This is a genomic window from Mycobacterium sp. 134, from assembly GCF_048282715.1.
GTDB classification, from domain to species: Bacteria; Actinomycetota; Actinomycetes; order Mycobacteriales; family Mycobacteriaceae; genus Mycobacterium; species Mycobacterium septicum.
Window position 1 is genome coordinate 2,385,086 of record NZ_JBLVUN010000008.1, and the last position, 22,298, is coordinate 2,407,383.

At 67.5% G+C, this 22,298-nt stretch carries 24 protein-coding genes, 1 tRNA gene and 1 pseudogene; 14 read left to right on the forward strand and 12 right to left on the reverse strand.

The annotated features are described in order from the left end of the window. Positions 1–139: 139 nt before the first annotated feature. Both ACNQVK_RS16145 and ACNQVK_RS16150 read right to left on the reverse strand, forming a co-directional pair. The gene (locus tag ACNQVK_RS16145; RefSeq protein ID WP_418030315.1) at positions 140–1,315 is read right to left on the reverse strand and encodes an EspA/EspE family type VII secretion system effector; all 1,176 of its coding nucleotides are present in this window, start codon (positions 1,313–1,315) and stop codon (positions 140–142) included. Positions 1,316–1,506: 191 nt separating this feature from the next. Then, positions 1,507–2,994, reverse strand: coding sequence for an amidase (locus ACNQVK_RS16150; protein WP_418030316.1), 1,488 nt, complete (start codon positions 2,992–2,994; stop codon positions 1,507–1,509). Positions 2,995–3,057: 63 nt separating this feature from the next. Here ACNQVK_RS16150 and recO point away from each other — a divergent pair, with 63 nt between their 5' ends. The 4 genes from recO to ACNQVK_RS16170 are packed head-to-tail and all read left to right on the forward strand — an operon-like array spanning position 3,058 to position 5,593. Continuing rightward, positions 3,058–3,912 carry a DNA repair protein RecO gene (recO, locus tag ACNQVK_RS16155; protein ID WP_044524257.1) on the forward strand — a complete coding sequence of 285 codons (855 nt, stop codon included), beginning with the start codon at positions 3,058–3,060 and terminating at the stop codon, positions 3,910–3,912. After that, complete coding sequence (locus ACNQVK_RS16160) at positions 3,848–4,741, forward strand: decaprenyl diphosphate synthase (RefSeq protein WP_418030317.1); 894 nt, start codon at positions 3,848–3,850, stop codon at positions 4,739–4,741. Before recO ends, ACNQVK_RS16160 begins: the two co-directional genes overlap by 65 nt. A gap of 1 nt (position 4,742) precedes the next feature. Beyond that, positions 4,743–5,189 carry a hypothetical protein gene (locus tag ACNQVK_RS16165; RefSeq protein WP_418030318.1) on the forward strand — a complete coding sequence of 149 codons (447 nt, stop codon included), beginning with the start codon at positions 4,743–4,745 and terminating at the stop codon, positions 5,187–5,189. Further along, positions 5,186–5,593 (forward strand): NUDIX hydrolase, encoded by a 408-nt coding sequence (locus tag ACNQVK_RS16170; RefSeq protein WP_418030319.1) that lies wholly within the window; start codon positions 5,186–5,188, stop codon positions 5,591–5,593. The genes ACNQVK_RS16165 and ACNQVK_RS16170 overlap by 4 nt, the downstream gene beginning before the upstream one ends. On the opposite strand, the gene ACNQVK_RS16175 is transcribed toward ACNQVK_RS16170, so the two are convergent. Both ACNQVK_RS16175 and ACNQVK_RS16180 read right to left on the reverse strand, forming a co-directional pair. Next, positions 5,586–5,984: a Fur family transcriptional regulator gene (locus ACNQVK_RS16175; protein WP_418030320.1), complete on the reverse strand. Its 399-nt coding sequence runs from the start codon at positions 5,982–5,984 to the stop codon at positions 5,586–5,588. The genes ACNQVK_RS16170 and ACNQVK_RS16175 overlap by 8 nt on opposite strands. Next, positions 5,981–6,274, reverse strand: coding sequence for an ArsR/SmtB family transcription factor (locus ACNQVK_RS16180; protein ID WP_418034183.1), 294 nt, complete (start codon positions 6,272–6,274; stop codon positions 5,981–5,983). The genes ACNQVK_RS16175 and ACNQVK_RS16180 overlap by 4 nt, the downstream gene beginning before the upstream one ends. A 172-nt stretch (positions 6,275–6,446) precedes the next feature. On the opposite strand from ACNQVK_RS16180, the gene ACNQVK_RS16185 reads away from it, so the two are divergent. Beyond that, complete coding sequence (locus tag ACNQVK_RS16185) at positions 6,447–7,832, forward strand: glycine--tRNA ligase (RefSeq protein ID WP_418030321.1); 1,386 nt, start codon at positions 6,447–6,449, stop codon at positions 7,830–7,832. On the opposite strand, the gene ACNQVK_RS16190 is transcribed toward ACNQVK_RS16185, so the two are convergent. The 3 genes and pseudogenes from ACNQVK_RS16190 to ACNQVK_RS16200 all read right to left on the reverse strand — a co-directional run bounded on the left by ACNQVK_RS16190 (position 7,829) and on the right by ACNQVK_RS16200 (position 10,049). Then, complete coding sequence (locus ACNQVK_RS16190; protein ID WP_418030322.1) at positions 7,829–8,347, reverse strand: DUF302 domain-containing protein; 519 nt, start codon at positions 8,345–8,347, stop codon at positions 7,829–7,831. The genes ACNQVK_RS16185 and ACNQVK_RS16190 overlap by 4 nt on opposite strands. Then, positions 8,344–9,369, reverse strand: coding sequence for an alcohol dehydrogenase catalytic domain-containing protein (locus tag ACNQVK_RS16195; protein WP_418030323.1), 1,026 nt, complete (start codon positions 9,367–9,369; stop codon positions 8,344–8,346). Before ACNQVK_RS16195 ends, ACNQVK_RS16190 begins: the two co-directional genes overlap by 4 nt. A gap of 18 nt (positions 9,370–9,387) precedes the next feature. Continuing rightward, positions 9,388–10,049, reverse strand: a pseudogene (locus tag ACNQVK_RS16200) (SDR family oxidoreductase). A 95-nt stretch (positions 10,050–10,144) separates the two neighbouring features. On the opposite strand from ACNQVK_RS16200, the gene ACNQVK_RS16205 reads away from it, so the two are divergent. Next, on the forward strand, positions 10,145–10,597 hold the full coding sequence (locus tag ACNQVK_RS16205; protein WP_418030324.1) for a winged helix-turn-helix transcriptional regulator: 453 nt from the start codon (positions 10,145–10,147) through the stop codon (positions 10,595–10,597). A 7-nt stretch (positions 10,598–10,604) separates the two neighbouring features. Here the strand turns inward: ACNQVK_RS16205 and ACNQVK_RS16210 are convergent, their stop codons facing one another. Next, positions 10,605–12,632, reverse strand: a complete 2,028-nt coding sequence (locus tag ACNQVK_RS16210; protein ID WP_418030325.1) for a TPM domain-containing protein — start codon at positions 12,630–12,632, stop codon at positions 10,605–10,607. 59 nt (positions 12,633–12,691) lie between these two features. On the opposite strand from ACNQVK_RS16210, the gene ACNQVK_RS16215 reads away from it, so the two are divergent. The 3 genes from ACNQVK_RS16215 to ACNQVK_RS16225 all read left to right on the forward strand — a co-directional run bounded on the left by ACNQVK_RS16215 (position 12,692) and on the right by ACNQVK_RS16225 (position 16,224). Then, positions 12,692–13,966 (forward strand): deoxyguanosinetriphosphate triphosphohydrolase, encoded by a 1,275-nt coding sequence (locus ACNQVK_RS16215; RefSeq protein WP_418030326.1) that lies wholly within the window; start codon positions 12,692–12,694, stop codon positions 13,964–13,966. A 4-nt stretch (positions 13,967–13,970) separates the two neighbouring features. After that, positions 13,971–15,869, forward strand: coding sequence for a DNA primase (gene dnaG, locus ACNQVK_RS16220; protein ID WP_418030327.1), 1,899 nt, complete (start codon positions 13,971–13,973; stop codon positions 15,867–15,869). Positions 15,870–15,930: 61 nt separating this feature from the next. Continuing rightward, a complete protein-coding gene (locus ACNQVK_RS16225) occupies positions 15,931–16,224 on the forward strand; it encodes a DUF7155 family protein (RefSeq protein WP_205264042.1) in 294 nt (97 codons plus the stop codon). A 4-nt stretch (positions 16,225–16,228) separates the two neighbouring features. Here ACNQVK_RS16225 and ACNQVK_RS16230 read toward each other — a convergent pair whose 3' ends face one another. Then, the gene (locus ACNQVK_RS16230) at positions 16,229–16,492 is read right to left on the reverse strand and encodes a hypothetical protein (protein WP_418030328.1); all 264 of its coding nucleotides are present in this window, start codon (positions 16,490–16,492) and stop codon (positions 16,229–16,231) included. A 142-nt stretch (positions 16,493–16,634) separates the two neighbouring features. Here ACNQVK_RS16230 and ACNQVK_RS16235 point away from each other — a divergent pair. Beyond that, positions 16,635–16,707: transfer RNA gene (locus ACNQVK_RS16235), tRNA-Asn, on the forward strand. Positions 16,708–16,728: 21 nt separating this feature from the next. Here the strand turns inward: ACNQVK_RS16235 and ACNQVK_RS16240 are convergent. Beyond that, positions 16,729–17,043, reverse strand: a complete 315-nt coding sequence (locus ACNQVK_RS16240; protein WP_070189115.1) for a hypothetical protein — start codon at positions 17,041–17,043, stop codon at positions 16,729–16,731. Positions 17,044–17,157: 114 nt separating this feature from the next. Here ACNQVK_RS16240 and ACNQVK_RS16245 point away from each other — a divergent pair, with 114 nt between their 5' ends. Further along, on the forward strand, positions 17,158–17,649 hold the full coding sequence (locus tag ACNQVK_RS16245; protein ID WP_418030329.1) for an LppP/LprE family lipoprotein: 492 nt from the start codon (positions 17,158–17,160) through the stop codon (positions 17,647–17,649). 6 nt (positions 17,650–17,655) lie between these two features. Here the strand turns inward: ACNQVK_RS16245 and ACNQVK_RS16250 are convergent, their stop codons facing one another. Continuing rightward, entirely contained in the window at positions 17,656–19,578 is a 1,923-nt protein-coding gene (locus tag ACNQVK_RS16250; RefSeq protein ID WP_418030330.1) for an acyl-CoA dehydrogenase, read from the reverse strand. Between the two features lie 107 nt (positions 19,579–19,685). Here ACNQVK_RS16250 and ACNQVK_RS16255 point away from each other — a divergent pair, with 107 nt between their 5' ends. Genes ACNQVK_RS16255 through ACNQVK_RS16265 form a run of 3 tightly spaced genes read left to right on the forward strand, consistent with a single transcriptional unit; the run spans position 19,686 to position 21,482 of the window. Continuing rightward, entirely contained in the window at positions 19,686–20,420 is a 735-nt protein-coding gene (locus ACNQVK_RS16255; RefSeq protein WP_418030331.1) for a VIT1/CCC1 transporter family protein, read from the forward strand. Further along, positions 20,420–21,052 (forward strand): esterase-like activity of phytase family protein, encoded by a 633-nt coding sequence (locus tag ACNQVK_RS16260; RefSeq protein WP_418030332.1) that lies wholly within the window; start codon positions 20,420–20,422, stop codon positions 21,050–21,052. Before ACNQVK_RS16255 ends, ACNQVK_RS16260 begins: the two co-directional genes overlap by 1 nt. Continuing rightward, the gene (locus tag ACNQVK_RS16265) at positions 20,958–21,482 is read left to right on the forward strand and encodes an esterase-like activity of phytase family protein (protein WP_418030333.1); all 525 of its coding nucleotides are present in this window, start codon (positions 20,958–20,960) and stop codon (positions 21,480–21,482) included. Before ACNQVK_RS16260 ends, ACNQVK_RS16265 begins: the two co-directional genes overlap by 95 nt. Before the next feature lie 94 nt (positions 21,483–21,576). Here ACNQVK_RS16265 and ACNQVK_RS16270 read toward each other — a convergent pair whose 3' ends face one another. Further along, positions 21,577–22,254, reverse strand: coding sequence for a YoaK family protein (locus ACNQVK_RS16270; protein WP_409552415.1), 678 nt, complete (start codon positions 22,252–22,254; stop codon positions 21,577–21,579). Positions 22,255–22,298: the final 44 nt, after the last annotated feature.

Genomic DNA, 22,298 nt, shown 5'->3' on the forward strand with positions numbered 1-22,298 from the left:
GCGGCGCCGGTATTGAATGGAGTGCCGATTGGCGCACGCCCGGCATGTGATTCGGTATTTGCCGCGGCGCCGGACTGTTCCGGTGCCGTATCGGACTGTTCCAAGGCCTGAGCGGGCTGGGCGGCGGGAGCCGCGCCGGCTAATCGCCGGGCCGACCATCATCGGTGCCGGTGCCTTTCTCCCCGTTCTGGTCCTGCTGATTGGCTTGTTGCACTGCCTGAGTCACGGCCTGCGCAACCTGTCCGGCGGCGCCCATGAGACCGCCGAGCATGCTGGCTCCGCCGCCACCGGAACCACCGCCCATTTGCGGAAGCGATGGCATGCCACCCGAACCTGAACCGGTACCAGTGCTTGCAGCCGTACTGGCACCGGCAGGCGCGCCAGTCGTACCCGGCATCGACGGCGTCGTCGGTGACCCGCTCCCACTGCCGGTTCCGGACCCGCTGCCGGCACTCGACGCACCGCCGGATTGGCCCCCCGGATTTCCATTGCTCGTGGGTCCGCTCTGGGGGCCGGGGGTGTCCTGTCCGGTCGGACTGCCCGGTTTGTCGGACCCATTCTGGCTACCGGAGTCAGCCGGTGAGGCAGGCGAACCCGTCCCGGACGTGTTCGCCGCTCCCGCCTGACGGTACTTCTCCGTGGCTTCTCGTATTTGCGCCGCATTGTCTTGCGCGTAGTTCATCAGATTGCCGACCGCGACGCCGGCGAACCCGCTCGCTGTGGCCACCGCGGCGAACTGGAGGGCAATCGACTCCGGGGCGCCGAAAACCGTGGCCTCCAGCGCCATTGCCACCGGAATCATTGCGGCCAAACCTTTTGCCGCCCAGTCGACTTGAGTCCGGGCATGGTCGACCTGCCCCGCCTGAGTGGACAAGACCCTGACGATGGCGTTGTCGGCTTCCAGCATCGTTGACGCACGCTGGATCTGGTGCGAGTTCTGCGACGTGTAGGCGCCAGAGGCAGAGCCGGACCACGACTCTGTGGGATAGGCGCCTTCGAGGGATTTCCCGTTGGACTGAAACAGTTTGGCGCCGTCGCTGAAGGAGCCACCGGTGTCGGGGCTTCCGACACCCATGGTCTTGCTGACTCCCGTCAGGACGTACAAGCCGCCCTGGATCACCGGCGTGGCGATGGCTTCGGGAATGAGCAACTGCGCCCACTTGCCGGCATCCCCCAACAGTCCGACCGCTCCGATCGGGTCGCCTTCCATCAGCTTTTTGAGATCGCTGTAGGTGCTCCAGGCGGTTGACGCGACGCCGAATTTGCTGGGCCCCTTGCTGCTCGCATCGCCCTCTGATCCTGTTGACCCCGTCACATGGGCCCCCGCGTATCGCCCGTAGCCGCATCGATGTGCACGCTGATCGACCCTCCCGACAGCTCAATGAATTTCGTTCGCGGTGGCCCCACACCGCGCAGTTGAGCCTAACAACGAGCGCGTTGGGTCAATCGCACCAATTTTGCCGGCGATGTGGAGGCGATACGAAACGTGGCGGCCTTCTGACCGACCTACCCGTCGAGCGCGTTGATCGCGGCGGCGGCCTGTGACGCGTCGGTCTGCGACGGGGCATTCCACCAGATCTCGGGTTGCTTGGCCGCCCACCCGGTGATCGCCTCCAACTCGGCGGCCAGTGAGATCAGCAGCGGCTCACTGTCGGCCGGCCCCATCAACTGGACACCGATCGGCAGCCCGTCGGAGGTGAAGCCCGCGGGCACATTGATCGATGGCCAGCCCAGCAGGTTCCATGGCCAGGTCACGGGGCAGGCGGCGATCGAGCTGCGTTCGGTGGCAGACCAACCGCGCCGGTCGAATTCGTGTGTGAGCGGCGGAGGTTGGGCGGTGGTCGGCGCGATGATGACGTCGACGAGGTTGAAGATCCAGGACATCCGCCGCTGTACGGCGGCCTCGTGCGCCCGGGCTTTGCGAAGGATGTGCTGGGACAGCAGCCGACCGATCCTCATGTTGGCCAGGGTGCGCTCGTCATAGGACACGTCGCCGAGCCGGTCGGTCCAGTCCAGCAGGCCTGCGGTGGAGCGGGCCAGGAAATCCCATGACATCCGCAGGCTGTAGTTGGGGTCTTTGGCCACCACGGTGTGACCCAGCTGCCCGAGTTGATCGGCGACGCCCTGCAAGGCATCGCCGATCTCGGGGTGCAGCGTGGCCGGGAAACCGGTGAACGGGAACTTCGTCGACATGGCCACCCGCAGCGGTCCGGGCGCGCGGGCGACATTCTCGGCGGCTTGGATCGGTGCCGGCTTGTGGAGATCGCCCTCGGCGTTACCCGATGCGGCGTCGAGCACCAGGGCCGCATCGGTGACGGTGCGGGCCAGCACACCGTTGACCGTGATGCCGTTGAAGGCCTCGGGCAGCGGCCAGGTGGAGATGCGTCCGCGCTGCGGCTTGATGCCGACCAGATGCGTCCACGCCGCGGGGATGCGGACGCTGCCCGCACCGTCGGATCCGATGGCCGCGGTCACCAGCCCCGCGGCGACGGCCGCGGCGCTGCCACCCGAGGACCCACCCGGGCTGTGCTTGCGTGACCAGGGGTTACGAGTGTGCCCGAAGCCCGGTCCGCCGGTGAACGGCCACTGCCCGAGTTCGCAGGTGTTGGTCTTGCCGACGATCACCGCGCCGGCGGCCTTCAGGCGGCGCACCACTTCGGCGTCGGCGGCGGCGACGCGGGTGGAGCCGTCGGTGCCGAACCGGGTGGGCACCCCGGCGACGTCGACATCATCCTTGACCGCGATCGGGATTCCCAGCAGTGGGAGTTGTTTGCCGGTCGCGCGAACCGTGTCGGCCTTGGCGGCATCGGCCAGCGCCTGCTCGGTCAGTACGACGCGGAACGCGTTGAGGGTGGACTGGCTCGCGGTGATGGCATGTAAGGACTGACGTACCAGTTCTTCAGAAGTGACTGCGCCGCTGGCAAGTTGGTAGAGCTGATTTGTCAGGGTGGGAAATCGGGGGGAGCTCGGGTCGGAAGTCGCAGATTTGGCCATCACTTTCGAGAATATCGGCGGTGCATAACGGAACCTGTCCGGCCATGGTGCGACACTGTCACGATGCGGCTGTACCGGGACCGGGCGGTGGTGCTGCGCCAGCACAAGCTCGGCGAGGCCGACCGGATTGTCACCCTGCTCACCCGCGACCATGGTTTGGTGCGCGCGGTGGCCAAGGGGGTCCGGCGTACCCGCAGCAAGTTCGGCGCGCGGCTGGAGCCGTTTGCCCACATCGACGTGCAGCTGCATCCGGGACGCAACCTCGACATCGTCACCCAGGTGCAGGCCATCGACGCGTTCGCCGCCGACATCGTCAGTGACTACGGCCGCTACACCAGTGCGTGCGCGATGTTGGAGACCGCCGAGCGGCTGGCCGGCGAGGAGCGGGCACCGATGCCCGACCTGCACCGCCTCACGGTGGCAGCGCTGCGGGCCATCGCAGACGGGCGCCGGGCCCGCGAACTGGTGCTGGACTCTTACCTGCTGCGGGCGATGACGATCGCCGGGTGGGCGCCGGCGCTGACCGAGTGCGCCCGCTGCGCCGCGCCGGGTCCGCACCGGGCATTCCACGTCGCCGTCGGCGGCAGTGTCTGCGTGCACTGCCGGCCCAGCGGATCCAGCACCCCGCCGCAGCCCGTGTTGGAGCTGATGTCGGCGCTGCACGAGGGTGACTGGGAGTACGCCGAGGCCTCCTCATCAGGGCATCGCAGCCAGGCCAGTGGGCTGATCGCAGCGCACCTGCAGTGGCACCTGGAGCGCCAGCTGCGGACATTGCCTCTGGTCGAGCGGGTGTACCGCATCGATCGGACAGTCGCCGAACAGCGCTCGACGCTGGTCAGGCAGGATATGGGCCATGGCATTGACGAAGGACGGGAAGCGGGGCAAGTCGACCTACCCACAGCTGCCCCCGGCGCCTGAGGACTATCCGGTCTTCCCGGACACCTCGACCTGGCCCGTCGTCTTCCCGGAGATTCCGGCCGGCACCAACGGCCGCTTCGCCCGCCCGCCCCAGCACACCTCCAAGGCGGTCGCGCCCCGGATCCCTGCCGACCAGGTGCCCAATCACGTCGCCGTGGTGATGGACGGCAACGGTCGCTGGGCCACCCAGCGTGGCCTGGGCCGCACCGAGGGACACAAGATGGGCGAGGCGGTGCTGATCGACATCACCTGCGGCGCCATCGAACTGGGCATCAAACACCTCAGCGTCTATGCGTTCTCCACCGAGAACTGGAAGCGCAGCACCGAAGAGGTCCGGTTCCTGATGGGCTTCAACCGGGAGGTGGTGCGCCGCCGCCGGGAGAACCTGAATGCCATGGGAGTGAACATGCGCTGGGTCGGGTCGCGGCCCAGGATGTGGCGCAGCGTCATCAAGGAGTTCGACATTGCCGAGGAGATGACGGTCGGCAACGACGTCATCACCGTCAACTACTGCGTCAACTACGGCGGGCGTACCGAGCTCGTCGAAGCGGCGCAGGCGTTGGCCGCCGAGGCCGTCGCGGGCAAGATCAACCCGAACAGGATCAGTGAGGCGTCGTTCGCCAAGCATCTGCACCGTCCCGACATCCCCGATGTGGACCTGTTCATCCGGACGTCGGGGGAGCAGCGGGCCAGCAACTTCCTGCTCTGGCAGTCGGCCTACGCCGAGTTCGTGTTCCAGGACAAGCTGTGGCCGGATTACGACCGGCGCGACCTGTGGGCGGCGTGCGAGGAGTACGTGAACCGCAACCGGCGCTTCGGGAGGGCCTGACGTGACGGATCTTCTGCAGCGGCTGTCCTCGGCGCTCGGCGAGGTGATGTCCGTCGTCGAGGAAGAGGACAACGCGTTGACGGTGACCGTCGACGGTTCGGTGGCGTCGGTGCGGGTGGTGGCCATCGCCGAGGATCTGGAGATGGTCTCGCTGACCCAGCCGCTGGCCTGGGACCTGCCGCTGAACAACAAGATTCGCGAACGGGTGTCCGACCATGCCAGCAAGACCATGCTGGGCACGGTGGTGTTGGTGGAGAAATTGGTCGAGACACCGACCAACGGCGCGACCCCCAAGGGCGCTGCGCGCAAGCGGCCGGCCAAGAAGGTCGCCGACGTGATGCTGCGCTACAACTTCCCGGCGGCCGGGCTCACCGACGACGCGCTGCGCACGCTGATCCTCATGGTTCTGGCCACCGGCGCCGATGTCCGCCGGGATCTGATGTCGTGACCCGTCCGGTCATCACCATCGTCGCCGCCGTGGTGCTCGACGAGCGTGATCGGCTGCTGGTGGTCCGCAAGCGCGGCACGACGGCATTCATGCAGCCGGGCGGGAAGATCGAACCGGGGGAGCAGCCGATCGAGGCCCTGGCTCGGGAGGTCCGCGAGGAACTCGGGGTCGGATTCGCGCTGCCCGAAGCCGAAGAGCTCGGCCGCCACAGCGCACCGGCAGCCAATGAACCCGGCCACTCCGTCGACGCGTGGCTCTACCTGGTGAGCCTGGACGGCGAGCCGCAGCCGCAGGCCGAGATCGCCGAGATGACCTGGATAGACCTCCATGCGCCCGGGGATGTCGAGCTCGCTCCGCTGACCCGTGACACCGTGCTGGCCCTGGCGCGCGATCGGGTCAGTTGATCCCGTCGCTGCAGCCGCGGCACATCCCGAAGATCTCGATGGTGTGGCTGACGTCGGAGAAACCGTGCTCGCGGGCCACGTCGGCGGCCCAGGACTCGACCTGGCCGCCGGAAATCTCGACGGTGGCGCCGCACTCCCGGCACACCAGGTGGTGATGGTGGTCCTCCGAGCAACGCCGGTAGACCGACTCGCCCGTATCGGTGCGCAACGTGTCGACGCTGCCGGTGGTGGCCATGGCCTGCAGGGTGCGGTACACCGTGGTGAGGCCGATGCCCTGGCCGCGGCGGCGCAGTTCGTCGTGCAACTCCTGGGCTGAGCGGAATCCTTCGGTTTCGTTGAGCAGGTCGGCGATGGCCGCGCGCTGCCGGGTGGACCGGACCGCCCCCGTCACTGCTCTTCCTCGCTGGCGTGGGCGACCGCGTCGGCGACGATGTGGGCCAGGTGATGATCGACGAGGCGATAGAGGACCTCACGTCCCGCGCGCTCGCTGGCCACCACCCCGGCCTGCTTGAGAATCCGCAGGTGCTGGCTCACCAGCGGCTGCGGCACGGCGAGTGCGTCGACCAATTCGTGGACGCAGCGCTGGGACTGTTGCAGCTGCAGGACGATGGCGATCCGCAGCGGCGCGGCCAGCGCACGCAGCAACTCGCCGGCGGTGTCGAGGACCTCACGCGACGGCATTTCCGACGGCGGGGCGGCATTGTGCTCGCGGGCGTCGTCGTGTTGATTTACCGTGATATTGGAAATCGTTTCCATTACGGGCCACAATACATGCGCGATATCGCATGTCAACCGCTCCCGCGGTCGCGGCGGATTATCGCCGGCGGCGGGCTGGTCGCTACGCTGATGCACCGTGGCATCCATCATCGATACCGTTGCGAACCTGGCGAAACGCCGTGGCCTGGTCTTCCAGTCCGGTGAGATCTACGGCGGCACCAAGTCTGCGTGGGATTACGGCCCGCTCGGTGTCGAGCTCAAGGAGAACATCAAGCGCCAGTGGTGGAAGTCCATGGTCACCGGGCGCGACGACGTCGTCGGCCTGGACAGCGCGATCATCCTGCCGCGCCAGGTGTGGGTGGCCTCCGGCCACGTCGACGTCTTCAACGACCCGCTGGTGGAGTGCCTGAACTGCCACAAGCGGCACCGGCAGGACCACATGCAGGAGGCCTACGCGTTGAAGAAGGGTCTCGACGACCCGGACTCGGTGCCGATGGACGAGATCGTCTGCCCCGACTGCGGCACCAAGGGCCAGTGGACCGAGCCGCGCGACTTCAACATGATGCTCAAGACCTACCTCGGCCCGATCGAGTCCGAGGAGGGTCTGCACTACCTGCGTCCGGAGACGGCCCAGGGCATCTTCGTCAACTTCGCGAACGTGGTCACCACGGCGCGCAAGAAGCCGCCGTTCGGTATCGGCCAGATCGGTAAGAGCTTCCGCAACGAGATCACGCCGGGCAACTTCATCTTCCGCACCCGCGAGTTCGAGCAGATGGAGATGGAATTCTTCGTCGAGCCCTCGACCGCGGGTGAGTGGCACAAGTACTGGATCGAGACCCGGCTGCAGTGGTACATCGACCTCGGCATCAACCGGGACAACCTGCGCCTCTACGACCACCCCAAGGAGAAGCTGTCGCACTACTCCGACGGCACGGTCGACATCGAGTACAAGTTCGGTTTCGCCGGCAACCCGTGGGGTGAGCTGGAGGGCATCGCCAACCGCACGAACTTCGACTTGTCCACGCACTCGAAGCATTCCGGTGCCGACCTGTCGTTCTACGACCAGGGCACCGACACCCGCTACGTGCCGTACGTGATCGAGCCGGCAGCCGGCCTGACCCGCTCGCTGATGGCGTTCCTGGTCGACTCCTACACCGAGGACGAGGCCCCCAACGCCAAGGGCGGCGTGGACAAGCGCACCGTGCTCAAACTCGACCCGCGGCTGGCCCCGGTCAAGGCCGCGGTGCTGCCGCTGTCGCGCAACGCCGACCTGTCGCCCAAGGCGCGGGATCTGGCCGCGGAACTCCGGAAGTTCTGGAACGTCGAGTTCGACGACGCCGGTGCCATCGGCCGGCGCTACCGCCGCCAGGACGAGATCGGCACGCCGTACTGCGTGACGGTCGATTTCGACACCCTGGAGGACAACGCGGTCACCATCCGTGAGCGCGACGCCATGACCCAGGAACGCATCGCGCTGGACAAGGTGTCGGACTACCTGGCGGTGCGGCTCAAGGGCGCCTAGGTTGCCCGTGCGAGCAGCTGCACCGGGACGTCGCCCCCGAGCAGGCCGATCAGCGTCGCCAACAACCTGTCGAGGTCGCGGCCGACCGCGGCGATCGCCGGGTCGCCGTAGCTGCTGAACAGCAGGCTCGGCTGGTCGACGGCGAGCACGGTGCCATCCGGGCCGGCATAGAGCAGCGCGCGCAACGGCGCATGCAGCATGACCGACGGATCGTGGCGGAACATGCGTTCGGCGATGGTGTGATTGCCCATCAGGTACTCGGTGGCCTGCCACGTCGAGCCGGACAATGCCATCGTCGGTGCGACGTCCATGCTGAAGTACCGCATGAAGCCATGCGGGGCTTGCTGATTCGCCACAGCGACCACCTCGTCCCAGTCCGACGCGCCGTCGTATGCGGTGAGATCGACTGCCGGAACCAGTGATTCGTAGCGCCTGCGGGCCCGGTCGTAGTGATCGGGCAGCGCGATCAGTAGCCGCCGGTTCGTGTGGTCGACTGCCGAGCTGCGGGGCGTCACCGCAGTGATCCCGCGACGTCGAGGACGACCCGGAAACGTGCCTGCCCGGACATCATGTGCTCGTAGGCTTTCGGTGCCTCCTCGAAGGCCATGACCTCGATCATCGGGCTCACGCCGGTGGCCGCGGCGAACGCCAGGTTGTCCTCGTTCTCGATGGCCGAGCCGGTGAGGCTGCCGATCACGCTGCGCCCGCCGAAGATCAGGTCGGCGGTGTTCACCTCGATCGGATCCGGTGCGGCGCCGACGACCACGAGCTGTCCGCGGGGACGCAACCCGGCCACCAGCGGGCTCATCGAGGAGCCGCTGGCCGCCGTCGCGATGACGGCTGCAGCGCCACCCAAGGCGGCCAGGGCAACACCGGGATCCTCCGCAGCGCCGTCGATGTAGTGGTCGGCGCCCAAAGCTGTTGCCAATTCGGCCTTTTCCGACCCGCGCGCAACGGCCACGACGCGGTAGCCAAGTTTCTTGGCGTACTGCACGCCGAGGTGGCCCAGTCCGCCGATGCCCTGGATCGCGACCAGTGCTCCCGGGCCTGCCGTGCTCGCCCGCAGTGCGTTGAACGTCGTGACGCCCGCGCACAGCAGGGGAGCGGCGACGTCGGCGGCCAGCTGGTCGGGAACCCGCACCAGCCCGGTCGCGCGCACGTACACCATTTCTGCGTACCCGCCGTCCTCGGTGGTGCCGGGCTGCGGCTGATCGGTGCAGTTGACGAAATCGCCACGGCGACAGAACTCGCACTCGTTGCACTGGCCGCCGAGGAATCCCACTCCGACGCGGTCACCCGGCACCCAGGCGGTGACTCCGTCGCCGACCGCGTCGACGACACCGACGATCTCATGACCGGGGACCACGGGACGCTCGGGTGCGGCGCGCAGACCTTCGACGGCCAAGGCGTCGCTGTGGCACACCCCGCAGCTGTCTACTCGCACCCGAACATGTCCGGGTTCGGGTGGCACTACCTCGCGCTCCACGAGTTCGAAGTTGCGTTGGCCGGTGACCTGAAAGGCCCGATAGGTTGACATGGTTCTTCCTCCCCGGGCTCAGGCGAACGCCCCGGCACGGGTCTGCCGGGTGAGTTCGTCGGCCAGCACCTCGGTGGCTCCGGATTCGATGCCGTCGACGATCTGGCGCGCGACGTCGGCCGGATCGTTCTTGGGGACATCGAGATCGGCGATCATCGAGGTATCGGTGTAGCCCAGGTATACGCCGATCACATCGGTGCCCTGGCCGTCGAGCTCCAGGCGCAGCGAGTTGTTCGCCGACCACAGCGCGGCTTTCGAGACGCCGTAGGCGCCGAAGCCGGGCAGCCACGACAGCACCGAGGCGATGTTGACGAGTGTGCCCCGGCCAGCTGGGGGCCGAATGCCCTCGTCACGCGCAACGGGCCGAACAGGTTGGTTTCGAGCACGGAACGGATTTCGTCGAGGTCGCTGTGCAGCAGTGACTTCCCACCGGTTACGCCGGCGTTGTTGACGACGATCGTTGCGTCACCGGCGAGTGCGGCCAGCTCGGCGACCGAATCGGCGTCGGTGACCTCGGCTTCGACGACAACCACCCTCGGGTCGCTGCTCGGCTCGGGCCTACGGCTCGTGGCATAGACCTTGGCGGCGCCGCGGGCGAGGAGTTCGTCCACGATCGCTTTGCCCAGCCCTCTCTGCCCGCCGGTGACCACTACTGTTGCGCCCTCGATCTGATGGGACATTTCGATTCTCCTTGGAACTCGGTTGACTGCACGAACATCACCTTCGTCAAGTCAATCAGCTGAGTAGGTATTCCCAACTCAGATAGAATATCGGCATGCGCACCGATCCGTGGACTGACAATGCCTGTCCGATCGCCCGCACCATGTCGGTGCTGGGGCAGCGGTGGGCCATGCTGATCATCCGTGAGGCGCTGATGGGCAAGTCGCGATTCTCGGAGTTCCGCGAACAACTGGGGGTGGCCCCCGACGTACTCAGCGCACGGCTATCCGAACTGGTGGCGGCCGGCATCCTCGACGTCGTCGACTATCAGCAGCCGGGTGACCGGACCCGCAGTCGGTACGTGCTGACCGACGCCGGACACGACCTGATCCCGGTGTTGGCGGCGATCGGGCAGTGGGGTCACGTCCACCTGGCCCGGCCGGACAGCAGCGATTACCGCTTCATCGAGACGGACACCGGTGACCCCGTGGGCATCGGCTTCCGTCGCAAGGACGGCACTCCGGTTGCGACGTCGGAGGTCACGCTTGTCGACACGGCGCGTAGTTAGCGCGCGATCAGAAGCGACCGCCACCGCCGCCGTAGCTGCGGCCCGACGAATGCGACGCGCCGCCATAGGAGGTCGGGCGGCCCATGCTGCGGCCACCGCCCCAGCCGCCCCCGTACCCTCCGCCGAAGCCGCCACCGAAACCGCCGCCGCCGCGCAGGACATTGCCGATGAGGATGCCGCCGAGTACGGCACCCATATCGGAGCCGCCACCGCCGCCGTACTGCGTGGTGTACGACCGCTGCGCGGCACGCACGTCATCGTTGGCCAGACCCTGCGCCTGCGCGGCCAGTGTCGACGCGCCGTTGGCGTGCGCCACCGCCTCGTTGGGATTCTCGGCCCGCTTGGCTTCGGCGGCCTGAAGCTGCCGTTGCGCCTCGGCCAGCCGGGTGCGGGCCTCCGGTCCGATGCTGCCGCGCCGCGTCTCGATGAAGTCCGATACCGCCTTGATCCGGGACTGGGCGGTGAACAGCGCCTGTTCCAGCGCCCGGGCCAGCCGCTCGGCAGCCTCCTGCTGTTCGTGCACGCCGGCCAGCAGCTGATCGAGTTCGGCATCGGCCTTGGTCAGCCGGGTGAACGTGCCGAGCGGGTCTGCCTTCCCGTTGGCCGCCGCATCGTCGGCAGCCTTCTTCGCGGCGTCACGGGCAGCACCGAGTTTGTCGGCCTGGGGCGTACCGGGTTGCCCCAGTAGCGAATTCGCCTGGTCGATCCCGGCCTGAATGTCGGTGATGGCAGCGGGCAGGCCGGCCAGCGCCCGGTTGATGTCGGACGCCGCGCTGTCCACCGCATCGAACAGGGTGCGGGCCTGGTCCAGGGCCGACTCGGCCGAGCGCACCGCGTCCACCAGTGCGGTCTGGTCGGTGGCCGGCCGGGATACCAGGGCGCGGGCCGAGGTGATGCTGCGATCGGCGAACGCCAGCCGCTCTTTGGCGGTGTCCACATTGGTCGCCACCGAAGTCAGTGCGGTCGCGTCGAACTGAGTGTGCAGGGTGTCCAGGGTCTGCCGGGACGGGTCGATGCGGGCGGTCAGGTCGACCATCTGCTGGGTCATGGCGTCCAGCCGCGTCGGGGCGTTGATCACCAGATCGCGCAGCTGCTCGAACGCCTGGCTCTGGGCGTCGAGCTCACGGTCGGCCCTGGCTGCCGACACCACCACCCGGGTCAGCATTTCCCGCTGCTGCAACGGCGTCTCGGGCACGTCGTCATCGAGGGTTTGGCGCACGGTGAAGGCTTGGGCCAGGGCGGTTTTCGCGTTCGCCAGGGCCGCGGTGAACGGCTCGGTGCGCTTGGCCCCGAACTCCTCGACAGCCAGTTCGAGCTCGGCCTCACTGGTGCGCACGGCATTGTCGACGTCGACCACGATCGAGCGGGACAGCTCGTCGAGCGCCTCCAGCGGCACCGCGGCCAATGCGTTGGCGTCGGTCGGATCGACTCGCTTGGCGGCCTCGAACTCGGCGTGGCGGCGCTTGGCCCGGCGCCGGCGCGACCACCACCACAGCAGGCCGACCAGTACCAGGATCACGCCGAGGGCGATCAGCACGCCCGGCCACGAGATGCCGGGCGCGGCGGGGGATTCGGGCTGGGAGTTCAGGCCGTTGGCCGCTGCGATCGCCGCGCCGGCCCAGTCGTCACGGCGCAGGGCCGGGGTGATGCTGTCGCGCCGGATGTCGTCGGCGCGGGCCGAGGTGGTGACGGTGGAGGGCACCTGGAAGGCGAACGCCCGGTCCACCGTGGCGACCGCGAGCAGCGCGTCGTCGTCACCGAAATCGCTCAGCTGCATGGTCTTCTGGGCCCAGCCGGACTGGCCCTGGCCGGCGAAATCCTCGGTGAAGATCACCCACAGCTTGATGTGGCGCTCCTCGTAGAGTCTGTCGATCGCGCGCTGGACGTTGCCGCGCTGGGCTGCCGAGAGGGCCCCGGAGTTGTCAGTGAGTTGGGTGGCCAGCCGCAACGGCGGTTCGGCGGTGGCGCCGGGGGCGACCAGCAGTCCGGCAATCAGGATCGCGAGCAGCATGGACAGCACACGGGCGATACGCATGACCGTCAATCTAATGCGCTGCGGGGTCTCAGCGTCGCTTCCTGGCAGACTGTGCGTCGGTGAACGCGGATACGCAGGCCTGCTACAGCGACTTCGACCGGCAACGTCTGGTGGTCGAGGCGCCCAAGGGTGCTGCGCTGCCCGGAACCGACACCGAGCACCGGACCGCCTTCGCCCGCGACCGGGCCCGCGTGCTGCACAGCGCGGCGCTGCGGCGGCTGGCCGACAAGACCCAGGTGGTCGGTCCGCGGCACGGTGACACTCCGCGCACCCGTCTCACCCATTCACTTGAGGTAGCCCAGATCGGCCGCGGTATGGCGATCGGACTCGGCTGCGATCCCGACCTGGTCGACCTGGCAGGCTTGGCCCACGACATCGGCCACCCGCCCTATGGGCACAACGGCGAGCGTGCCCTCGACGAGATCGCCAAACCGTTCGGCGGGTTCGAGGGCAACGCCCAGAACTTCCGGATCCTCACCCGGCTGGAGCCCAAAGTCCTTGACGCCGAGGGGCGTTCGGCCGGGCTCAACCTGACCCGGGCCGCGCTGGACGCGGTGGCCAAGTATCCATGGCCCAGCTTCGGCACCCGCAGGAAGTACGGCTTCTACGACGACGATGCCGATGCCGCCGCCTGGGTGCGAGCCGGCGCGCCCGCCGAGCGGCCGTGCCTGGAGGCCCAGGTGATGGACTGGGCCGACGACGTCGCCTATTCGGTGCACGACGTCGAGGACGGCGTCATCTCCGGGCGCATCGACCTGCGGGTGCTCGGCGATCCCGATGCCGCCGCCTCGCTGGCGGACCTGGGCGCCAGATCGTTTCCCACGGTCGGTCGCGACGACCTACTGGCCGCCGCCGAGCGGCTGTCACATGTTCCGGTGGTGGCCGCAGTGGGGAAGTACGACGGAACCCTGGCGTCCTCGGTGGCGCTGAAGACCCTGACCAGTGAACTCGTCGGCCGCTTTGCCAATGCGGCGATCACCCAGACCCGGGCGGTCGCCGGCGACGGGCCGTTGCGGCGGTTTGACGCCGAGCTGTCCGTGCCACCGCTGGTGCGGGCCGAGGTGGTGTTGCTCAAGATGCTGGCGCTGCAGTTCATCATGTCCGACCACCGGCACCTGCAGATCCAGGCCGATCAGCGCACGCTCATCCACGAAGTCGCCCTCGCATTGTGGGCGCAGGCGCCGGGCAGTCTGGACCCGCAGTTCGCGCCAGAGTTCGACCTCGCCGCCGACGATGGCGCCCGGCTACGGGTGGTGGTCGACCAGATCGCGTCCTACACAGAGAGCCGGTTGGAACGAGTGCACGAGGCACGCTCACCCCGACCTCTAGAATGAGCCGGTGGCCGGCCGGATTTCAGATCGCGATATCGCGGCCATCCGTGAAAAAGTCCGGATCGAAGATGTCGTCGGCGACTACGTCCAGCTGAGGCGGGCCGGGGCCGACTCGATGAAGGGCCTGTGCCCGTTCCACGACGAGAAGTCCCCGTCGTTCCACGTGCGGCCGAACCACGGCCACTTCCATTGCTTCGGCTGTGGCGAGGGCGGCGACGTGTACGCCTTCATCCAGAAGATCGAGCACGTCACGTTCGTCGAGGCGGTCGAATTGCTGGCCGACAAGGTCGGCTACACCGTCACCTACACCGGCGCGTCGACCACCAACGTCCAGCGCGACCGGGGCAGCCGCAGCCGACTGCTGGCCGCCAACGCGGCAGCCCAGGAGTTCTACGCCGAGGCGTTGACCTCAGACGAAGCCGCCGAGGCGCGCAAGTACCTCACCGAACGCAACTTCGACGCCGCCGCGGCTGCCCAGTTCGGGTGCGGCTTCGCGCCGTCGGGGTGGGACACGCTGACAAAGCACTTGCTGCGCAAGGGCTTTGAGTTCAAGGAGCTGGAGGCGGCCGGACTGAGCCGGGAGGGCAAGCGCGGACCGATGGACCGGTTCCATCGCCGGCTGCTCTGGCCGATCCGGGTGTCCTCGGGCGAGACCATCGGCTTCGGCGCGCGCCGGTTGTTCGACGACGACCAGAACCAGGCCAAGTACGTCAACACCCCCGAGACCGTGCTGTACAAGAAGTCGCAGGTGCTGTTCGGGCTGGACCGCGCCAAACGTGACATCGCCAAGGGGCATCAGGCCGTCGTCGTCGAGGGCTATACCGATGTCATGGCCATGCACATGGCCGGGGTGACCACCGCGGTGGCGTCGTGCGGCACCGCGTTCGGTGAGCAGCACCTGTCGATGCTGCGCCGGCTGATGATGGACGACAACTTCTTCCGCGGCGAGTTGATCTACGTGTTCGACGGAGACGCCGCCGGCCAGGCTGCCGCGGTGAAGGCGTTCGAGGGCGAGCAGAACCTGTCCGGGCAGTCGTTCGTGGCGGTGGCTCCCGACGGGATGGATCCCTGCGATCTTCGGTTGCGTTCCGGTGACGGTGCGGTGCGCGACCTGGTGGCACGGCGAACCCCGTTGTTCGAGTTCGTGATTCGCAGCGCGCTGGCCGAACATGACCTGGACAGTGCCGAGGGCCGGGTGGCGGCGCTGCGGCGCTGCGTGCCGATCGCGGCCCGGATCAAGGACCGGACCCTGCGCGACGAGTACGCCAGGCAGCTGGCCGGCTGGGTCGGCTGGGACAACGTCGCCCAGGTGATCGGCCGGGTGCGGGAGGACGCCAGCGGCGGCCGCAAGGACTCGCGACGTCAGCCCGCGCGGCAGCAGGCCAGTCCAGCGGCGGCTCCGGTGTCGCGCCCCAACCCGACCGATCCGACGCTGTGGCCGCAGCGCGAGGCGCTCAAGGCCGCGCTGCAGTATCCGGCGATCGCCGGACCGGTGTTCGACTCGCTGACCGTCGAGAGCTTCACCCACCCCGGGTATGCCGCGGTGCGTTCGGCGATCGAGGCGGCGGGCGGCACGGCATCGGGCAAATCCGGGGCCCAGTGGATCGAGGCCGTCCGCGAGCAGACCACGTCGCCGGCGGCGGCCAGCCTGGTCAACGAGCTGGGCGTCGAGGCCATCAACGTCGAGGACGACGAGCACCTGCCGCGCTACATCAGCAGCGTGCTGGCCCGCCTGCAGGAAGTTTGGGTCGGCCGCCAGATCGCCGAGGTGAAGTCCAAGCTGCAACGCATGTCGCCGGTGGAGCAGGGAGACGAATATCACGCTCTGTTCGGTGACCTGGTGGCCATGGAGTCCTACCGGCGCAGCCTGCTCGAACAGGCCAGCGGCGACGACCTGACTGCGTGATCACCCACATCGCGATAGGGTGACGGCAGTCGGGCCCCTACACGCGAAAGAGGCAATCCCGGTGACATTGTTCAGCACGCAGACGCGGCGTTACGTTGCAGTCGGCGCATTCGCGCTGGTCGCAGGGGCGGCAGCGGCTGCCCCGGCGTTCCTCGCGACGTCCACGTCCGGCCCCGAGGTCTCGGCCCAGCCGGCCTGCCTGGCCTGGTTCGGCAACAAAGAAGACGGCAAGTGCCTGTCCTACTCCAACGGCATGCCCGCCAACGTCGGGACGCCGTGGGTGGGCGTCGGTCAGAACGGCGTGGTGACCGGTCCGCTGCTGCCGGGCACGTCGATCAACCAGGGGATCGGCTAGGCCCCTACCAGCTACGTTTCGCTGAAGCGTCGGTGGACTCCTTGGTGGAGTACACCGACGTTTCTGCGTCTATGGGGGTCAGCGTGAGGAACTGCGGGTCGGGCGACACCTGCTTGGCGATCTTGCGTCGTCCGGCGTCGATCACCGCCTTGGTGGCCGGATTGGCGGTCACCGCACGGTAGGTGCTGGCGATCTGCTCATAGCGACGTCGCCCGGCCTTGGCGCCCAGCACGTAGCCGACGGCGATAACGGCGGCATAGCGGATCACAGTGTCCCTCCCAGACGACAGGTGCGTGTGCTCCATCCTGCCTCACCGCCGCCCCAACGCGCCCGTCTGGGAGCGAGTTGGCGGCGGCGGCGGTCCGTACGCTAGAGTCAACGCTCGGCCGCGGAGCTTCCGCGGAAGGTAGTCCCCTGTAGCTCAATTGGCAGAGCTCCCGACTGTTAATCGGGCGGTTATTGGTTCGAGTCCAATCGGGGGAGCAAGTTCTCAAACCCCAGTCCCTAGGATTGGGGCCGGGTCTGGGCCTGACGGGCCGCCTGGGTAAGCGCCTCCACCAGTGGATTGGACGCCGACGCGAGGGCTTTCCGCTCCTCTTCGGACAGTTGGTAGAACGTCCACACGCCCCAAGCCGCTGGCCGCACATAGACCGTCACCTGTTGCCGGTTGTTGGCGAGCACGGCCGGGACGGGGACGGCGCGATCGAGGGTGGCCGCGCTGGCCATCTCCTCGGCGATCTGTTGGACGTTGACTGATTCCTGCAGTTGGTACAGGACGGCCTTGTTGGCGGGGCCTTCCATGGCGAGGAACCAAGCCATCAGTGTCTCCTTGGGGTCAGTGGTCGTGAGCGGTCAGATCGCAAACAGTGTCACCTATCGGCGCGCCGCCGTCAGCCCACTCGTTGAGCCGGTCTGATTGGCTACCCTTGGGGAGTGCACCCACGGCTGATCGCCATCGTCGCCTTCATCGGTTTCCTCGCGGTTGGTTGCGGCTGGAGTCCGTCGTCCGCGCCGCCGCCGAAGCCCGATACCTGCGCGCCGTCGGACGGCCCCAGCGCCGACACGGTCGCCGATCAGATCGCCAAATTGCCCGCGCCCGCTGCGGGCAAGGAATGGACCCAGATCGGCACCGGGCACACCAGCAACTGCCGGCTGTACTGGGTCCAGGTGGGCCAGACCAACCCGGAGCCCAACAGCGTCGGGCAGCTGCTGTTCTTCGACCGGCAGACCCCCATCGGCCCGGCCACCCCGGAGCCGCGGCCCTACATCAACGTGGTCACCAACGCCGACGACAGCGTGGTGGTGAACTACCAGTGGCAGCAGGGCCACGACTCACCCAAGTCGCCTACCGGAATCGCCACCGTGCGGTTCCGGATCGGGGACGACGGCAAACTGGTTGCCGTCGACCCGATTCCGAAGCCCTGAGGCGCCTCAGCCGTTGACCAGCTCGGCGGGGTCGAGCATCGCCGCGTAGCGCAGCTGCTCGGGGATACCGAACCCGTCGACGAGGGTTTCGACGTGCGGGCGCAGTGAGCGGCAGCGTTCGTTGATCCCGCGCGTCACGGCCTTGGCGCGTTCGGTGGACAGGTAGCGGTGTTCGATGAACCAGGCCTTGTCGTCCTCGATCACCGACAGCGCGTACAGGTCGCAGACATCGTCGAGGAGTTCGCGAGCGGTTTCGTCCTCGCAGGCGTCGATACCGGCGACGAACGCTTCCAGGATGACGCGGTCGATGTGCGCCTGAGCGGCGTGCAGCACATGGTCCTGTACGGCGTTGAACGCGTCGAAGGCCGACATCTCCTTGGACTTGCCCTGCAGCCGCCGCGCGACCGAGGCAAGCATGTACTCCTCGCGGTCCTCGAACATCTTGACCTGGGTGCCGCGGTTGAACAGGCTGCCTTCCTCCTCGTTGTCCTGGCGGGTGTCCAGGACGGTCTGGATGATGGTCTCTGCGGCAGTGCGTTTGAGTACCCGCTCACCGGCGAAGTTGGCTGCGAACCGGACCCATTCGACCGGGCTCATGCCTTTGATGTCGTCGGCGTAGGCGGTGAGCAGCTCCTTGGCCACCAGCTGGGTGAGCACATGGTTGTCGCCCTCGAAGGTGGTGAACACGTCGGTGTCGGCGCGCAGGGCGATCAGCCGGTTCTCGGCGAGATAGCCTGCGCCGCCGCAGGCTTCGCGAGCCTCCTGGATAGCGCGGCTGGCATGCCAGGTGTTGGCGGCTTTCAGGCCCGCCGCGCGGGCCTCCAGTTCGCGCTGCTCCTCGGCGTCGGGATCGTCGGAAGTCTGCAACGCATGGCACTTGGCCACCAGTTCGTTCTGGGCGAACTGCAGCGCGTAGGACTTGGCGATCAGCGGCAGCAGCCGGCGCTGGTGCACCAGGTAGTCCATGATGAGGACTTCCTCGGTGCTCTTCGGGGCCTCGAACTGCCTGCGTTCCAGCGCATATCGGGTGGCGATGTCCAGTGCCACCCGCGCCGCCGCAGCGGCGCTGCCGCCGACGGTGACCCGGCCGCGGATCAGTGTGCCCAACATCGTGAAGAACCGGCGCCCCGAGTTTTCGATCGGTGAGCTGTACGTGCCGTCGGGAGCGACGTCGGCGTACCGGTTGAGCAGGTTCTCCCGTGGGACCCGTACGTGGTCGAACACGATGCGGCCGTTGTCGACGCCAGGTAGCCCGCCCTTGTAATGACAGTCCGACGTCGTCACCCCGGGCAGGTCGTTGCCCTCGTCGTCGCGGATCGGTACCACGAGACAATGCACGCCGTGGACCTCGCCGTCTGGAGTGATCAACTGCGCGAAAACTGCTGCCACCCGAGCGGTTTCGGCGGCCCCACCGATGTAGTCCTTGCGCGCGGTGGGGGTGGGGGAGTGAATGACGAATTCCTGGGTCGCCGGATCGTAGGTGGCGGTGGTCTCCAGCGACTGCACATCGCTGCCGTGGCCGGTTTCGGTCATCGCGAAACAACCCAACAGGTCCAGGTCGATCAGCGGCCGGACGTAGGCCTTGTGATGGCGTTCGGTGCCCAGGTTCTCGATGGCGCCGCCGAACAGGCCCCACTGCACCCCGGCCTTGACCATCAGGGACAGGTCGCTCATGGCCAGCATCTCGATCTGAGTGATGGCTGCGCCGACGTCGCCGTTGCCGCCGTGCTCCTTGCGGAAGCCGTCCTCGGCAGCACCGGCTGCGGCCATGATCTTGAGCTGCTCGCCCACCTTCGCCCGGGCGATCACTGTGTTGGGGGTGTAGTGCGGTCGGAAGATCTCGTCGGACAACCTGGCCCGCATGGCGTTTTTGACGTCGCGCCAGCGGCCGTCCAGCGCATTTCGCAGATGTTCGGCAGTGGAGGTCATATCCGACGGTAACGCGTGTGACGGTTGTAGTAGGCCGGTTGGCCCTGCATCTGCGGAAAGGCAAGCCTTCCTGGACAACCTCGACCTCGCCGCGAAAGACTGGCGGCATGCCGGAATCGGTCGGTAAATCGGTGTCTCCCACAGGCTTGCCGCATGTGAGCTATCACCGCCATGCCGACGTCACCGGAGGCTGGCTACGAGCAGCAACCTTCGGCGCGATGGACGGTCTGGTCAGCAACACCGCGCTGATCGCGGGTGTCGGGGCCAGCGCTCCGGCTCAGACCGTGGTGCTCAGCGGTGTGGCCGGACTGCTGGCCGGTGCCTTCTCGATGGCGCTCGGCGAGTACACCTCGGTGCTCACGGCCAACGAACAGGTCGATTCCGAGGTCAGGGTCGAGCGCAGGTCGTTTCGCAAGTACCCCGAGGCCGAGCAGGCCGAATTGGTGGCCATGCTGCAGGAGATGGGGATGACGCCCGAAACCGCGGTGAAGGCGAGCGAGGAGATCCACCGTGACGAGCACCGGGCCTTGAACTTCCATCTCGTGCAGGAACTGGGGGTCCACCCGACGGAGAAGCCGTCGCCGTGGATAGCCGGCGGCTCGTCGTTCGTGTTGTTCGCGATCGGCGCGATCATCCCGCTCATTCCGTATCTGCTCGGCTTCGAGTCGTTGTGGGCCGGGCTGGCCTGCGGCGGGGTGGGTCTGTTGATCGCCGGAGGGGTGGCGGCGAAGTTCACCCGCAAGCCGGTGGCCATCGCGGGGCTGCGGCAACTGCTGTTCGGGGCTGTTGCGATCGCGGCGACCTACGCCGTCGGCATCCTGGTCGGCGCCGTCATCACCTGATGCTGCGTCGAATCCTGCTGGCCGGCGCCCTGGTGCTGTCGGCGTGTGGTCCGGCGCACGCCACGCCGCAACTGGACTACCTCGGCCAGCGTCAGGTGCCTTCCGGAGCGGTGCTGGACGGCACGGTAATCGGCGGGCTGTCGGGAATCAGCTACGACCAGGCCGCTGACCTGTACTACATCATCAGCGACGACCGCTCCGCCAAAGGCCCTGCGCGCTTCTACACCGCGCGGATCACGCTGTCGGACAACAGCATCGGTGATGTCGAGTTCGTCGCCACCCATCCGTGGCTGGACCGTGACGCACAGCCGTTCGGCCCGTTGAACATCGACGTGTACCCGCCTGCGGTGCCGCCCGACCCCGAGGCGATCGCCTTCGACGCGCGCAGGCAGCGCCTGTACTGGACCAGCGAGGGGGAGCGGCGGGTCGAGGGACAGGGTGCGCCGATCCTGCTGGACCCCTGGGTGCGGAGCGCCGCCCTCGACGGCAGCTTCCTCGGCGAGTTCGCCCTGCCCGACGGGTTCCGGATGTCGGCCGATGAACACGGTCCGCGACGCAACAGCACGCTGGAAGGGCTCACGCTCACGCCGGACGGCCGGTATCTCTGGGCGGCCATGGAGGGGCCCGGCTGACGACGACGGTCCGCCACCGGATGAGCAGCACGGTGCGCGCACCCGCGTCGTCCGCTTCGACGCGGCGTCCGGGGCGGTGGACGGCCAGTACACCTATCCGCTGGACCCGGTCAGCGCCGGGCCGCGTGGAGACAACGGGTTGTCGGATCTGGTCGCGCTCGACGACGGCAGCTTTCTGGTGATCGAGCGCGGCTACGGCACGCACGTCGCGGTGCGGATCTACCAGGCTCAGGTGGTCGAGGGCTCCGCCGAGATGACCAAGACGCTGCTATCCGATCTGACCACCACGCCAGGTCTGATGCCCCTCGACAACATCGAGGGAATCACGTTGGGGCCCAAGCTGGCCGACGGTCGGCAGTCGGTGATCGCGGTCAGCGACGACAATTTCTCACCAACCCAGGTGACGCAGTTCCTGTTGTTCGCTTTGTAGGCGCGTTCGGCGCATCGAGATTGACACCACGGTCGTGAAACTCACCGGATCGCGACCCTCACGTCAATCTCGACGAGAGGGCCGACTCCGCGCGCTATTTCAACAACGCGTGACGATCGAAGTAGAAGTACGTATACGCCGCGGTGATCGCGCAGACGACGGTGGCCACCAGCAGCATCTGGGATCCGCTGACCACCACGCTGATGAAGCCGCCGACGATGGCGCCGCCGGCGAAACCGGCCCAGAGCATGAAATACCCCAGCCAGTCGCTGAGTTGGCCTCCGCTGATGTGGCGTTCGATTCCCTGCCCGAGCTTGACCAGAGTCCCGGTCACGTAGCTCAGCGGGATCGACACCTCGCCATCCTTGACGAATGACGTGTTCAATGCGCCGATACCGAAGGCCACGAACAGGATTGGGACGTAAGGAACGTCGCGGGCCGACCAGCCGCGCTCGATGATGTCGACCACGGTGGACACCACCAGCGCAAGCGTCGTCAGCACGGTCGCGCCATGGGGGTGATTCACCCACAGGTGGCGACGGCACAACGAGGCGATCACCACCCCGCCGACGAAGGAGAGCAACAGCAGTGCGGCCCCGATCGCCAGCCACTCCTCACCCTGGAACAGTCCGAGGAAGGCCCGCTCGGTATTGCCGGTCATGAAGGTGACGAAGTACCCCGCCGAATGGGTGAACGCGGCTGCCCCCAGCACTCCGGCCAGTCCGGCCAGAACCCACGACAACCGGGCCTCGCCGTCGAACTGTTGCGACATGTCACCCATTGTGGGGAGCTTTGCCGGCGCTCGGGGCTGGATTC